This window comes from Thauera sp. K11 (assembly GCF_002354895.1).
GTDB lineage: Bacteria > Pseudomonadota > Gammaproteobacteria > Burkholderiales > Rhodocyclaceae > Thauera > Thauera sinica.
Genome location: NZ_CP023439.1, coordinates 183,371 through 198,205 on the forward strand (window position 1 = coordinate 183,371; position 14,835 = coordinate 198,205).

The 14,835-nt window shown below is 62.1% G+C and carries 10 protein-coding genes; all 10 read left to right on the forward strand.

The window, feature by feature from the left end; translation table 11 throughout:
• Positions 1-12 precede the first annotated feature (12 nt).
• The 10 genes from CCZ27_RS00925 to CCZ27_RS00970 all read left to right on the forward strand — a co-directional run bounded on the left by CCZ27_RS00925 (position 13) and on the right by CCZ27_RS00970 (position 14,789).
• Positions 13-2,370, forward strand: coding sequence for a GspE/PulE family protein (locus CCZ27_RS00925; RefSeq protein ID WP_096444945.1), 2,358 nt, complete (start codon positions 13-15; stop codon positions 2,368-2,370).
• A gap of 52 nt (positions 2,371-2,422) precedes the next feature.
• Positions 2,423-3,118 (forward strand): ribulose-phosphate 3-epimerase, encoded by a 696-nt coding sequence (gene rpe / locus CCZ27_RS00930; RefSeq protein ID WP_096444946.1) that lies wholly within the window; start codon positions 2,423-2,425, stop codon positions 3,116-3,118.
• Positions 3,115-3,795, forward strand: a complete 681-nt coding sequence (locus CCZ27_RS00935; RefSeq protein ID WP_096444947.1) for a phosphoglycolate phosphatase — start codon at positions 3,115-3,117, stop codon at positions 3,793-3,795. Before rpe ends, CCZ27_RS00935 begins: the two co-directional genes overlap by 4 nt.
• A gap of 288 nt (positions 3,796-4,083) precedes the next feature.
• Entirely contained in the window at positions 4,084-5,559 is a 1,476-nt protein-coding gene (trpE, locus tag CCZ27_RS00940) for an anthranilate synthase component I (RefSeq protein ID WP_096444948.1), read from the forward strand.
• Positions 5,560-5,825: 266 nt separating this feature from the next.
• The gene (locus CCZ27_RS00945; protein WP_232516516.1) at positions 5,826-6,656 is read left to right on the forward strand and encodes a restriction endonuclease; all 831 of its coding nucleotides are present in this window, start codon (positions 5,826-5,828) and stop codon (positions 6,654-6,656) included.
• 68 nt (positions 6,657-6,724) lie between these two features.
• Positions 6,725-8,344 (forward strand): RNA/DNA-binding domain-containing protein, encoded by a 1,620-nt coding sequence (locus tag CCZ27_RS00950; RefSeq protein ID WP_096444950.1) that lies wholly within the window; start codon positions 6,725-6,727, stop codon positions 8,342-8,344.
• Positions 8,345-8,346: 2 nt separating this feature from the next.
• A complete protein-coding gene (locus CCZ27_RS00955) occupies positions 8,347-10,116 on the forward strand; it encodes a DUF6880 family protein (protein WP_096444951.1) in 1,770 nt (589 codons plus the stop codon).
• A 451-nt stretch (positions 10,117-10,567) separates the two neighbouring features.
• A complete protein-coding gene (locus CCZ27_RS00960; protein WP_096444952.1) occupies positions 10,568-11,839 on the forward strand; it encodes a tyrosine-type recombinase/integrase in 1,272 nt (423 codons plus the stop codon).
• Positions 11,840-12,212: 373 nt separating this feature from the next.
• The gene (locus tag CCZ27_RS00965) at positions 12,213-13,640 is read left to right on the forward strand and encodes an alkaline phosphatase D family protein (protein WP_157748396.1); all 1,428 of its coding nucleotides are present in this window, start codon (positions 12,213-12,215) and stop codon (positions 13,638-13,640) included.
• Positions 13,641-13,823: 183 nt separating this feature from the next.
• The gene (locus tag CCZ27_RS00970; protein ID WP_157748397.1) at positions 13,824-14,789 is read left to right on the forward strand and encodes an MBL fold metallo-hydrolase; all 966 of its coding nucleotides are present in this window, start codon (positions 13,824-13,826) and stop codon (positions 14,787-14,789) included.
• Positions 14,790-14,835 lie beyond the last annotated feature (46 nt).

A 14,835-nucleotide genomic window follows, 5' to 3' on the forward strand; every position in this document is an offset into this window, starting at 1 on the left:
CGCGCAGCATCCATGAATTCGACGCCCGCCAAGACCTTCTCCGGCAGCGAAGTCGCACGGCGACTGGCTTTCTTCAAGGGGCTGCAGGCGATCACCACCCGCATCCATGCCGCCAGCGACAGCGACGAGATCGTCCTCGAACTGTCCGGCGAGCTGTGCGCGCTGTTCGAAGCCGAGCGTCTGTCGATCTACATGGTCGAGGACAGCGGGGCCACCATCGTCACGCTGGTCAAGACCGGGCTCGACGCGGTGCAGAGCATCCGGCTGCCGATCTCCGAGAACAGCATCGCGGGTTTCGTCGCGCTCAGCGGGCGCACGGTGAACGTCGGCGACGTCTATGACGAGGTCGAACTGCACGCGATCTCGCCGCACCTCGCGCTGCGCCGCGAGATCGACGCCAGCACCGGCTTCCGCTCGCAGCAGATGCTGGCCGCGCCGATCTGCGATCCCGACGACGGGCGCGTGCTCGGCGTCGTGCAACTCATCAACAGCCTCGCCGGCTCGCGCTTCTCGGGCGTGGTGGAAGAGGGCCTGCTCGGCCTGACCCAGACCCTCGGCGTGGCCGTCGCGCGCCACCGGAAGAAGGCCGCCAGCCTGCGCTCGCGCTTCGATGCCCTGGTGGCCGACGGCCGCATCACCGCGGAAGAACTCGCCGAGGCCACGCGCGCCGGGCGCGAGGAAGGAGTGAGCCCCGAATCCCTGCTGCTCGAGCGCCTGGGACTGTCGCCCAGGGAACTGGGCGAGGCGGCGTCGCGCTTCTTCGGCGTGCCCTACACGGCCTACAACCCCAACCACGTCAAGCCTCTCGACCTGCTGCGCAACATCAAGCGCGACTACGTGCTGCAGAGCATGTGGCTGCCGCTGGAGGAGAACGCCGACGGCGTCGTCATCCTCTGCATCGACCCCGAGCAAGTCCGCAGTTCGGGCGTTGCGCAGAACGTGCTGCCGAAGAAGCGCCTCGTCTTCCACGTCACCACCCGCCACGACTTCGAGCGCACGGTCGGACAGTTCTTCGACCAGGGGCTGGACACGGGCTCGGTCAGCGACCTGCTGACCGGGCTCGACGACTACGAGGACGAGACCTCGCTCTCGGACGACGTCAGCGCGGCGGCCGACAACGAACTGGTGAAGCTGGTCAACAAGATCATCATCGACGCCTACCGGCAGGGGGCCTCCGACATCCACGTCGAACCGCGGCCGGGCAAGGAGAAGACGCTGATCCGTTTCCGCAAGGACGGCTCGCTCGTCCCCTACATCGAAGTCCCCGCCAGCTACCGCAACGCGCTGGTGACGCGCATCAAGATCATGTGCGACCTCGACATCTCCGAGCGCCGCAAGCCGCAGGACGGCAAGATCCGCTTCCGCAAGTACGCGCCGCTCGACGTCGAGCTGCGGGTGGCCACGCTGCCGACGCAGGGGGGCATCGAGGACGTGGTGATGCGCCTGCTGGTGGGCAGCGAGCCCCTCCCCATGGACGAACTCGGCCTGCTGCCCGACAACCTCGGGCGGCTCAAGCAGATCGTCGCCAAGCCGTACGGCATCTTCTTCGTCTGCGGCCCCACCGGCTCGGGCAAGACGACCACGCTGCATTCCATCCTGAACCACATCAACACGCCGGACACCAAGATCTGGACGGTCGAGGACCCGGTCGAGATCACCCAGAAGGGCCTGCGCCAGGTCCAGGTCAACCGCAAGGCGGGGCTCGACTTCGCCACCATGATGCGCGCCTTCCTGCGCGCCGATCCGGACGTCATCATGGTGGGCGAGATGCGCGACGACGAGACGGTGTCGGTCGGCATCGAAGCCTCGCTCACGGGCCACCTCGTGTTCTCCACGCTGCATACCAACAGCGCGCCGGAATCGGTGGCGCGCCTGCTCGACATGGGCATGGACCCGTTCAACTTCGCCGACGCGCTGCTGGGCGTGCTGGCGCAGCGGCTGGCCAAGCGGCTGTGCCGCAAGTGCAAGGCGGCCTATCGTGCCGACGAGGACGAGATCGGCCACCTGCTCGAGGAATACTGCGAGGACATGCATCTGACACCGGCCTTCGAGGCCGACCCGCAGGGCGAGCGGCGCAAGGTGCTCGAGCGCTGGCGCGCGGCGCATGCCGGCACCGACGGGCATTTCACCCTCTACCGGCCGGTGGGCTGCGCCGACTGCAACGACGGCTACCGCGGGCGGGTCGGGCTGCACGAACTGATGCCGGGCTCGGATGCGCTCAAGCGCCTGATCCAGGAGCGCGCGCCGGTCTCCCGCCTGTTCGGCCAGGCGCTTGCCGAAGGCATGTGCACGCTGCGCCAGGACGGCATCGAGAAGGTGCTGGCGGGCATCACCGACCTCAGGCAGGTGCGCAAGGTGTGCGTGCGCTGAGCGTGGGCGGCGCTTAGAATCGCGGGAAACCACAGCCCGCCGGAACCCGCCCATGTACCGCATCGCCCCCAGCATCCTGTCCGCCGACTTCGCCAGGCTGGGCGAGGAGATCACCCGGGTCGTCGCCTCGGGCGCGGACTGGATCCATTTCGACGTGATGGACAACCATTACGTCCCGAACCTGACGATCGGCCCGCTGGTCTGCGAAGCCATCAGGCCGGTGACGCAGGCGCCCATCGACGTGCACCTCATGGTGAAGCCGGTGGACCGCATCATCCCCGACTTCGCCAGGGCGGGCGCCGACGTCATCACCTTCCATCCCGAGGCGTCGGAGCACATCGACCGCAGCCTGGGGCTGATCCGCGACTCCGGCTGCCGGGCCGGACTGGTGTTCAACCCGGCGACGCCGCTGCACTACATGGACCACGTGATGGACAAGCTCGACGTGGTGCTGCTGATGAGCGTGAACCCCGGCTTCGGCGGGCAGAAATTCATCCCCGAGACGCTCAGCAAGCTGCGTGCCGCGCGCGACAGGATCGACGCCTACGCGGCGAAGAGCGGGCGGCGCATCCTGCTCGAGATCGACGGCGGCGTGAAGGTGGACAACATCGCCGAAATCGCGCGCGCGGGTGCCGATACCTTCGTCGCCGGCTCGGCGGTGTTCGGCGCCGGCAGGGACGGCGACCCCAACCGCTACGATTCGGTGATCGGCGCGCTGCGTGCCGAACTGGCGCGGGTGGGCGCGTGAGGAATCCCGTCCGCTACCGCCCGCGTGCGGTGCTGTTCGATCTCGACGGCACCCTGCTCGACACCATCGGCGACCTCGCCGAAGCGGCCAACCGCATGCTCGCCGAACTGGGCCGGCCGCTGCGCTCGCAGGAAGAGATCCACGGCTTCGTCGGCAAGGGCATCCCCAACCTGGTGCGGCGCTGCCTCACCGAGAACACCCACGCCGGCGAGGACGAGATCGAAGCCGCGGTGCTGGTCTTCCGCCGCCACTACCACGTCGTCAATGGCGCCAGTACCCGCATCTACCCGGGCGTGCTGGAGACGATAGGCGAACTGCGGGCGCACAGCGTCAAGCTGGCGGTGGTGACCAACAAGGCCGAGGCGTTCACGCTGCCGCTGCTCGAGCGCATGGGCATCGCCGGCCATTTCGACACCGTCGTCAGCGGCGACACGCTGCCGGTGAAGAAGCCCGATCCGGCGGTGCTGCACCTGGCCTGCGCGAGATTGGGCGTGGCCGCGGGCGAGGCGCTGATGATCGGGGATTCGGCCAACGACGCGCTGGCAGCGCAGGGCGCAGGCATGCCGGTGCTGCTCGTCACCTACGGCTACAGCGAGGGCATGCCGGTGGACACCATCGAATGCGATGGGCTACTATCGAACGCACTTCAGGCGCTCGACCATATCGCCTTCGCATAGCGGCCGCGCCTGTTCGCCATCCTCCACTCCAGATCGACATCGTGACGTTCGCACTCCGGGATCGCCTCTTCGCCGCCGCCCGTTCCGCCCAGCTCCGCTGGCGCGCCGGCTGGCGCTGGCCTTTGGGCCACTGAACGCGACTTCCCCCGCGGGTCGCCGGCCGACAGATGCAGCATCGCCAGTCCGCCATCCGATTCCGCCGCCTGCAGCCCCCTGCCGCTGCAGCCACGTCCGAAGCAGCCCGCAGGCTGCCCCGACCCGATTCGAACCGATTTTCGTGGAGCTTCCATGCTCGAACAGGAATTCAACGCCCTCGCCGCCGCGGGCTACAACCGCATTCCGGTCACGCTCGAGACCTTCGCCGATCTCGACACGCCGCTCTCCATCTACCTGAAGCTCGCCAACGAGCCCTACACCTACCTGCTGGAATCCGTCCAGGGCGGTGAGCGCTTCGGCCGCTATTCCTTCATCGGCCTCGCCTCGCCGACCCGCATCGAGGTGTATGGCCGCTCCGCGCTGCTGCTCACCGGCAACCGGCTGGTCGAACGCCGCGACTACGGCGATCCGCTGAACTTCGTCGCCGAATTCATGAACCGCATCAAGGTGCCGCCGCGCGAGCACCTGCCGCGCTTCGCCGGCGGCCTGGTGGGCTGCTTCGGCTACGACACCGTGCGCTACATCGAACCGCGCCTGGCGAAAACGGAAAAGCCCGACGCCATCGGCACGCCCGACATCCTGCTGCTGCTGTCCGAAGAGATCGCCATCGTCGACAACCTCACCGGCAAGCTCACGCTGGTCGTGTATGCTGAACCCGAGGTGCCCGGCGCCTTCAAGCGTGCAAAGCGGCGCCTGCGCGAACTGCTGGCGAAGCTGCGCGAGCCGGTGCGGATTCCGGACGAGGTCCGCGCCGAGCCGCAGCCCGCGGTATCGAGCTTCGGCGAGGACGCATTCAAGGACGCGGTACGTCGCGCCAAGCAGTACATCGTCGATGGCGACGTCATGCAGGTGGTGTTGTCGCAGCGCATGAGCAAGCCCTTCGCCGCGCACCCGATGGCGCTGTACCGGGCGCTGCGCTCGCTGAACCCCTCGCCCTACATGTTCTATTTCAATTTCGAGGACTTCCACGTGGTCGGCGCCTCGCCCGAGATCCTCGTGCGCCTCGAAGACGATACCGTGACGGTGCGGCCCATCGCCGGCACGCGCAAGCGCGGCGCGACCGCGACCGAAGATGCGGCGCTGGAGGAAGACCTCCTCGCCGACCAGAAGGAGCGCGCCGAGCACCTGCAACTGCTCGACCTCGGCCGCAACGACGCCGGCCGCGTGTCGGAAACCGGCACGGTGAAGGTGACGGAGCAATTCACCATCGAGCGCTACTCGCACGTGATGCACATCGTCTCCAACGTCGAGGGCAGGCTCAAGGACGGGCTCGACCCGCTGGCCGTGCTGCGCGCCACCTTCCCGGCCGGTACGGTGTCCGGCGCGCCCAAGGTGCGCGCGATGGAGATCATCGACGAACTGGAACCGGTCAAGCGCGGCATCTATGCCGGCTCGGCGGGCTACCTGGGCTTCCACGGCGACATGGACGTCGCTATCGCCATCCGCACCGCGGTGGTCAAGGACGGCATCATCCACGTGCAGGCGGGGGCGGGCATCGTTGCCGACTCCGATCCCGATTCGGAATGGCAGGAAACGCAGAACAAGGCGAAGGCGACGCTGCGCGCGGCCGAGATGGCCGAAGGCGGGCTGGACACCCGGGTGGATTGAGAGGCCGAGGGAACTGATGATCGACCAGGCCCATGGGGGCATGGGGTCTCACGCCGTCCCGCAAGCCCTTGCCAGGCTTGGGATTTTGTGTTGTTTAACCTTCAATACTCACTTCGTGTCGATTACTTGACCTCGCAGCACCAGCGCTACATGGGTTTCCATCGCGCCGAAGTGTTCAGGCAGTGAAGGCTCGATGAAGGAGGACACAAGATCAATGGGGGAAATTCATGGCACGTAGAAGAAGAACCAGCCCCGCCGAAGACTTGATGGACGTCGTGGCCATGCTGCCTTGGTGGGCCGGTGTGGCGCTGGCTGCAATTTCGTATCTCGTCCTGCATCGTATGGCTGGCCAAGAGGTGGTAGCGGCCGTCAAGTCGGGCGAGATGGGAACCATGGTCGCGCAGACGCTCTGGAAGACCTTGGCAACGTTCGGGCAATACCTTCTGCCGCTGATTTGCGTGGCGGGTGCAGGCATCTCGGCGTGGCGCCGGCGAGAGCGCCGCAAGCTCATCGCGGATGTCGGCCAGAGCAACGCAGCCGACGCACTCGACGGCATGAATTGGCGCGAGTTCGAGATGCTGGTGAGCGAGGCCTTCCGGCTGCAGGGCTACGGCGTACTAGAAACGGGCGGAGGTGGAGCCGATGGCGGTGTTGATCTGGTGCTCTCCAAAGGCACCGAGAAGTACCTTGTTCAATGCAAGCAGTGGAAGGCTTTCAAGGTCGGCGTGGACGTGGTGCGCGAACTCTATGGTGTCATGGCCGCGAAGGGCGCAGCCGGCGGTTTCGTAGTGACGTCGGGGCGGTTCACTGAAGACGCCGTTGGTTTCGCTAGCGGGCGCAATCTGAAACTCATTGACGGGCCGTTGCTGCACGGGCTGATTCGTCAGGCTCGGAGTTCGAGAGGGCAGGCACCCGCACAGCAGAGCGGAGCATCGCCACTGTCGGCGGCTCAGGCGGATACGCCATCGGTGCCCGGCTGCCCGGCCTGTGGCACGCCCATGGTAAAGCGCACGGCGAAGCGCGGAGCCAACGCGGGCGAGGAGTTTTGGGGCTGTTCGGCTTATCCGGCGTGTCGCGGCACGAGGCAAATAGGATGATTTTTTCCGGACGAACGTGCGGTGGGTTGGCTATCCCCGGTACTTGTGTCCTGCAGCCGGAGTAGGCCATGGCGCTCCCCATCAACATCAACGACCTCCTTATCGGCAAGCCCGTCGAATGGGAGCGTCTCGAATTCAAGGCCGGATGGAACCCTGAGGCGGTTCTGCACACGCTCTGTGCCTTTGCCAATGACATCAACAATCTGGGCGGCGGCTACATCCTGATCGGCGTTGCGGAGAGCAATGGGCGTCCGGTTCTGCCGCCGGCAGGGATCGATCCCGAGCAAATCGACGCCATCCAGAAGGAACTGTTGAACCTCGGCTTCAGTGCAATTGCACCGTACTACCATCCCATCGCCGTTCCGGTTGAAATCGAGGGGCGGCATGTTCTCGTGCTCTGGGCTTTGGGCGGGCCGACTCGTCCCTACAAGGCGAAAACCAGTCTGGGCAAGGACAGCCGGGACTATGCCTATTACGTCCGCAAGGGTTCCAGCACCATTCGCGCCAAGGGGGCGGATGAAGCCGAGCTGATGTCGTTGGCGGCCACCGTTCCCCACGACGACCGCGTCAACCAGCAGGCCAGGGTGGAAAGTTTCTCCCGCGAGTTGATGCAGGACTATCTGCAACAGGTGGGCAGCGATTTGGCCAGGCAGGCGCCCAATCTTTCGTTGCTCGAACTCGGCCGGCAGATGGGGGTTATCGGCGGGCCGGACGAAGCGCCGTTCCCGCTCAATGTCGGCCTGATGATGTTCAACCCCGAGCCCTGGCGTTTCTTTCCGGCCATGCAGATCGACATTGTCTGGTTCCCCAAGGAAGGGCCGGGCGGCAACAAATTTTCGGAAAAAATATTCAAAGGTCCGATACCCCGCATGACCCGGGATGCGCTCGATTACATCAAGCGCAACCTGATTACCGAAACCGTCACCAAGCATCACGGGCGAGCCGAAGCCACCCGCGTCGAAAACTTCCCCTACGACGCCATCGAAGAAGCGGTCGTCAATGCGGTCTATCATCGGGGATACGACACGCGCGAACCCATCGAGGTCCGCATCGAGCGCAATGAACTGTTCGTCATCAGCTATCCGGGGCCGGATCGTTCAGTGCGGCTGGAGCAATTGCGTGCCGGTCGTGCCCGGCCACGACGCTACCGCAATCGCCGCATCGGTGAATTCCTGAAGGAACTGGAATTCACCGAAGGCCGTGCCACCGGCATCCCCAAGATTTTGGAAGCCATGGAGAAGAATGGCTCGCCGCCGGCCGAGTTCGAGTTCGACGAAGATCATAGTTACTTCATGGTGCGCCTGCCGATCCATCCGGCGGCGCTGGAAGTGGCGGCGTCTGCAGCAGGGGAAGCAACGTCACCGGCCGGGCCAGAGTCGAGGCCAGAGTCGAGGCCAGAGTCGGAGGCCGAATGGCGCTTCCGGCCTGAGTGGCGGGCAGAGTGGGGGCCCGAGTCGATCCATCACCGAATTATGGCGGCAATCGCTCACACCCCCTTGGGCCGCTCAGAAATTGCGCAGTCCCTGGGCCACAAATCGGTTTCAGGTGCAGCCAAGCAAGCCATCGCTGACCTCATGGAAGTGGGCCTGGTCGAATATACCTTGCCGGAAAAACCCAATAGTCGCCTGCAAAAATATCGTGGGACTGATAACAGAACGGGCGTTCAGTCCAGAAAGGGCGGAGCATAACAGTGCTCAGCAAGCTGATTACCCGTTCCACGCTGGATCATCTCGCGGGCAGTACCGCCTTCCGGCGTGGCGAGGAGTACTTTTCCGTCCGTGCAGTCGGTCGCTTGCGCGCCACCGATGACAAGATTACTGCCAAGGTTGAAGGCACCGAGACCTACCAGGTCGAGTTGTGGAATGACGACGGCGACCTAGCCTACGACTGTACCTGCCCGCGCGCCGCGGACGGCTATTTCTGCAAACACTGTGTCGCAGTAGGGCTGGCCTGGCTCGCGGATCGCGCATCGGATGAAGACCACACGGCACAATCAGGCAAAAGCAAAGGCAAGACCAAACGGCGCGACCCGTGGCGGGAAATCAAGGATTTTTTGGGTACGCAGCCGCAGGAATCTTTGATTGAACTTCTGCTGGATGTCGCCCAGCGCGATGACCGGCTCTACCAGTCGCTGTTGCTCAAGGCCGAACAGGTTGTTGGCGGTGGCAATGTGGTTCAGGTATTTCGGCGCGCAATCGATGAGGCGTCGAGCATCCATGGATTTATCGACTACCGCGAAGTTGGCACCTTCGCCGGCAATATCGACCAGATTGCAACTTTGCTGGCGGAACTGCTCAAGCCCGACACGGCAGCCGTGCTGGTGGAACTCGCCGAGTACGCCATTGAGTGCGTCGAGCATGCGATGGAGCAGGTCGACGACTCTAATGGCGAGATTGGCTGCATCGTCTGTCGCCTGGGCGAGATGCACCTCCAGGCTTGCACAATGGCCAAGCCGGATGCTATTGCACTGGCCGAGCGCTTGTTCCGCTTGGAAACAATCTTGCCTTTCGGCTTGTGCAGCTTTGATGCCGCGACGTACCGGAGTGCCCTCGGCAAAAAGGGCCTGCAACGCTATCGCGAACTGGTCGAGGCGGAGTGGAGCAAAATCAAACCGCGTACTGACGACAAAGGCTACGACGCCCGTCGGGCCGTAATCACCCGCATCATGGAACGCCTGGCCGAAGCCAGTGGCGACATCGATGAACTGGTGGCGATCAAGTCCAAGGATCTTTCGTCCAGCTATCGCTACCTCGGCATCGCCGAAACCCTGGCCAAGGCAGGTCGGGCAGACGATGCGCTGGAGTGGGCCGAACGCGGCCTCAAGGCCTTCCCGGATAGTCCGCACAACGATCTGCGCGATTTCCTAGTGGCGATCTACCTCAAGCGCGAGCGCAAGGACGAAGCCCTGCAACTAACCTGGGTCCAGTTCGAGGAACGTCCCTGCCTGGAAACCTTCAAGAAGCTGCACGATGTCGCCGGGAAACTCGGCCTCTGGCCAGCGCAGCGCGAGCGGGCGTTGGCCCAACTCGCCGACCTTACTGCCCGCGAGGCTGCGACGACCGGTGGCTGGAAACCCAAGTCTTCGCTGCCAAACTATTCCCTGCGGGTATCGATCGCCTTGTGGGAAGAGGACTTGGACGCGGCGTGGACGGCCGCTCACCAAGGTATTTGCGACCGCAACCTACTGGTCACTCTGGGTGGCAAGCTGGAGTCGGTTCGGCCGGAGGATGCCATCAGTCTTTACCGGCAAGTCGTTCCGAGGATCGTGGACCAAACCAATAACTCCGCCTACTACGAGGGCATCCAACTGATCCGCAAGGTGGGCGGATTGATGAAAACGCTGAATCAGTCACGGCAATTCGGTGACTATCTGGCCGAGTTGCGGGTGCAGTTCAAACCGAAGCGGAATTTCATCAAGTTGGTGGACGACCTTGCCCGCTCGACGGTAGCCGCGAAATGAGCCGGGTAATGCATTCTGTAGTCTTGCGCAGGATTGGATATAATAAAATATTATGTCCGCCTTTTCTTCATTCTCTGCGGCTCTCTATCGTCAGCGCTAGCGTAAGCCTGCTACCTGACCGGCCTATTGCGCTCGTGTGGGCGCGCGAGACTCCCCACCTGCGTGTGACACTGGATTGCCCCAGTGAGCAAAAAAGCGGGTATCAAAGCGGGTATCGAAATAAGGATTGTGACCAACCACACAATCAAGTCAATAGGATACATAGAATATGCTGCTGATGATCGACAACTAAGAATGGCGTCCATCGAGAGTCTTGGATGCCCAAGTTTGTAGCTTAAGTTATTGATAATTTGAAGAGTTGTGTATAAGGAGTTCCGCTGATTGCTGGACTGAGCCGCTGCAGATGTGTATAACAGTGTGAGTAACGGCACACTTGGAGGGCGTTATACACATGGCTCTCAATCTCCTCACCGTTCGTAAGATCGAGACGGCGCAGGCCAAGCCCAAGGCGTACACGCTCAGGGACGGCGGCAGCTTGTTCCTGCGCGTCCAGACGAACGGAAGCAAGCTCTGGTGGTATCGGTATCGCCTCGGGAACGTTGCGCAGGTTTACTCGATCGGCATGTTTCCCGAGGTGCCCCTGGAGACCGCACGGCGCGAGCGCGATTGGGCGCGCAGCATGGTCAGCGAAGGCCGTGACCCGATCTTGGAGAAGCGGGTCAAGATCGCCAATCAGGTCGAGCAGAATGAGCACACCTTTGAGACAGTTGCCCGTGCATGGATGGCGAGCAACCTGCAGTGGAGCGACTACTACGCCCATCAGGTGAAGACGTTCCTGGAGAAGGATGTGCTTCCCAAGGTCGGTAAGCTGCCGATTGGTGCCATCAAGGCATCTCACCTGCGGCCCCTCATTCAGGGCGTGGTGGACCGCGGCGCTCCTACCGTGGCGATCTTGATCAGGCAGTGGTGTGGCCAGATCTTCGCGTATGCGTCGGCGGAAGGGTTCTGCGAACACGACCCGACTGCGCTGCTCAAGCGTTCGGTCAAGCGTCCGAGGGTGCGGCACAACCCGCCGCTGTCGTGGTCCGAGGTACCGGCGTTTCTGAATCGCTTGGATGAAGATGGCGGATACAGGACTACTGTCCTGGCCTTGCGGCTGATGGCCTTGACCTACGTTCGTACCGTCGAACTGCGTAAGGCTCACTGGTCCGAGTTCGATCTCGACAATGCGATCTGGACCATCCCCAGCGAGCGAATGAAGATGCGTCAGCCGCACATCGTTCCGCTCTCGAAGCAAGCCGTCGCGGCGTTGAGGGAACTACACAAGCTGACTGGCGGTGGGGACGTCCTATTCCCGAGCTACCGGAAGCCCGGACAAGTGATGTCGGCCACGACGCTCAACAAGGCGCTGGAGCGCATGGGCTACGCCGGACGCTTTTCATCGCATGGCTTTCGCTCGACGGCGACCACGCTTCTTGGCTTGCTGAGCTACCCCGAGAATCGAGTGGACCTGCAACTGGCACACTCGAAGAGAAAGAAAGACTCGTCGCGCGCGCCCTACGATCACACCAAGTTTCTTTCGTCTCGGAAGATCATCATGCAGGACTGGGCGGATATCCTCGATGCGCTGGCCCGGGGTGATGAGATGGAGAAGATCATGGACACCTTTGGGCCGCTTTCAAGGCGGCGCACGGCCCTTCTGAAGGTCATCGAGCGAGAATAAGGCGGCGAGCATCGCTCAGGACATCGAGCAAATGCGTTGAACGAATCTCGTCCGAAGCTCGGTTAGGGACATGCAGGGATGCAACAGGTAGGCCATCGCAATGCCTTGGCGCTGGTAGTCGGTCAACTTCACGGCGGATGCAGTATCACTGCAGATGCAAGTAAACTATTCTTGTGCCATAACAGGATGGGAAATGTCGGCGCGCTTCACGTCGCCGACCGTTGCACGATTCACGACCTAGCGAGGTACGGCAATGCGGCTTGCTCCCCCAACTCACGGGCCGATCCTGGGCCATACGACTTCCGATAAAACCCGTGTCTGGCTCAGAGGTGCGAGGGAGCATGATGCAGTGCTACGTTGGCAAACAAACGACTTGGAAACTCCGAACCACGACGAGGGGTGGCGTTATGAACGGTTCGCCCTGCTCCCCGAACTCGACTGGGTGGGTGTGACCGAAATCGAATTTGAAGGGACGTCGCGTTACCTGCACATCGAGGCCGGGCTCCTGCCTTCGGCGGTGGCAGATTCGACTACGTATGCCGGCCTCGACTGGGCGTCGTTAGGCGAAGGTTGCCGGGCGAGGCTCAAGTGCACGCCTGCCGCAGAAGGCGAGTTCTCCTTCTTTCTCGGTTCCTGCCGCCATCGCGGGTTCGGCCCCTGGCGCAGCGGTGATCAAGTATTCCAGACCATGCTCGACGAGCACCTGCGCAACGACTCCGCTTTCTTGATCCTGTGCGGAGATCAGGTCTATTGCGACCATCCGATCGGCAATCTCCTGCCTGTCCTCCCCGCGGTTCATGCCAATAGACCGCCTGAATCACTCGGCGGCTACTTTGGCAAGTATCGAAATGACTTTGCTTTGCCGAATTTTCGTAAGGTTCTGCGCACCTTGCCCGTTTATATGATTTTCGATGATCATGAGATCCGCGATAACTGGGCGGGATACAAGTACCGTGCGCGTGGCGCTTCCGGTCCCCACGAGAAATGGCCGAGAGATACACTCGAATGGGGGCTGCGCAGTTACCTCGCATATCAAGGAAGCCATTCGCCAGTGGTGTCGCCTTTTAGCAAGCGAAGGCTTGCGGAGCTGGCATCCGAGGATGATCTTGCCTCGCATCGCTGGTGGTATCGGTTCGACTGGGGTTGCGCACAGTTCATGGTCCTCGATACACGTAGTGACCGCACCGAGCCCGGTCCGCCAGATGCCGTGCTTCTGGGCGAAGAGCAGATGGCAGCGCTCAAGGAGTTCGTCTGTGAGGATACCGGTTGCTACAAGTTCGTGGTGTCCCCAGTGCCGATTGCGCCTGATACGGGCAGCAGCAGCCTCAAGCATGTCGACACTTGGCGAGCCTACCCAGAACAACGTCGAGAACTGCTGGATTTCATTGTAGAGAAGGCGCCGATCATTCCGGTTTTCCTATCGGGAGATCTGCATCTCTCACGTGTCGTATCCATCCGAAGCACGGAGATGCCAAGCCTGTACGTGCCGTGCGTGATGTCGAGCGCACTGAACTGGTTCATTTTTGGCGTTCAGGAGCGTGGAGGTCCACTGGGACATCTTACAGGGCATCTCGAGGACGGGCCATTGCCCTCCACCATCGATGAACTGAAGCTACGCCCGCGACAGCGCGAAGGGCCGTACTTCGTGACGAATGAAACCGAGGCGCTGCTCTATAACAACTTCGTTCATGTAAGCGTCAGCGCCGACCGTCTGAAGGTGAGGACCATTCGCGGCAATGCAAAAAAACAGGCAGGAACGTGGTCGTTCGAAATTCCCAGGGTAAGACTTGAAAACAAATAGGGAAGTAAGGGGCGGTCGATGGCTCGCGAACTTCTCCATATACAACGCAGTTGGTTTTCATGCAATTATTTAACCTGCGAAGCAGGCTGCAGGGCGCCTAAGAATCAAGTGGTGTCATCAATGTGCATCCCCATATTGACGATATAAAGGCTAGAGGGTTTGGTCATGGCTGCGGAGATGGCGATGCTGATTGCCCTGCTGGGGGCGATGCACATGTTTGCATCGCCTTCGCTGGCACCCTACGACGAACTGATGCTCCCTGCGGCGGAGCCGGCACCGGCGGAACTACACGCGCGTTTCTTCGGAGTCTCGACGATTCTATTTAGTGACGACGAGACATCGATCATGATTGATGGCTTCTTTTCCCGTCCAAGCATGCTGGAGTTGGCGATACAGAGGATCAAACCGGATGGCGATAGAATTGCCCGTGCGCTCGATTTGGGAGATGTCGAGAAAGTGAATGCACTCTTGGTTGCGCATTCACATCATGACCATGTGCTCGATTCGGCACGAGTGGCGCAAATCGTCGATGCAACTATCTTCGGCTCATCATCGACGAAGAGGATCGTCGAGGGGCAGGATCTCGATGGGGTTCGATTAGAGGAAGTCAAAGCGGGGGCACGCCGGATCTTCGGTCACTTTGAGATCGATTTCTTCGAGTCGCCACACTCGCCGGGGGTGGCACCGTCGGGACCGATAGAGGGGCAATTCCGTATGCCCGCCCGCGCCTGGGAATTCAAGGCGGGGGAGAGCTACGCTTATCGGTTGCGCCATCCGGACGGATACGTCCTTATCGTTCCAAGTGCGAATTTCTTGCGTGGCAATTTCTCGAACGTGTGTGCCGACGTGGTGTTCCTTGGTGTCGGAGGGCTTGGCAAGCAACGGAATGAATTCGTGCAGGAATACTGGCGTGAGACGGTGGGCGCAACCGGTGCGAGAACCGTGATCCTGATTCATTGGGACGATTTCACCCGTCCTCTGGATGAGCCGCTGCGTGCCTTTCCCTATTTTGGCGATGACTTGGAGCGGACCATAGAGCGGCTCAAGGCGCTTGCGACGGCGGAGGGGAGAAATATCTATCTGATGCCGCCATTTGTGCCGGTGGCGCTGCGTCCGGTGGTCACGGCGCCGGCCTGCCCCAGATCCTAGGTCTCCGTGCCGTAGACGGGAGCCGAAGCGTTGGATCAGGACCTAC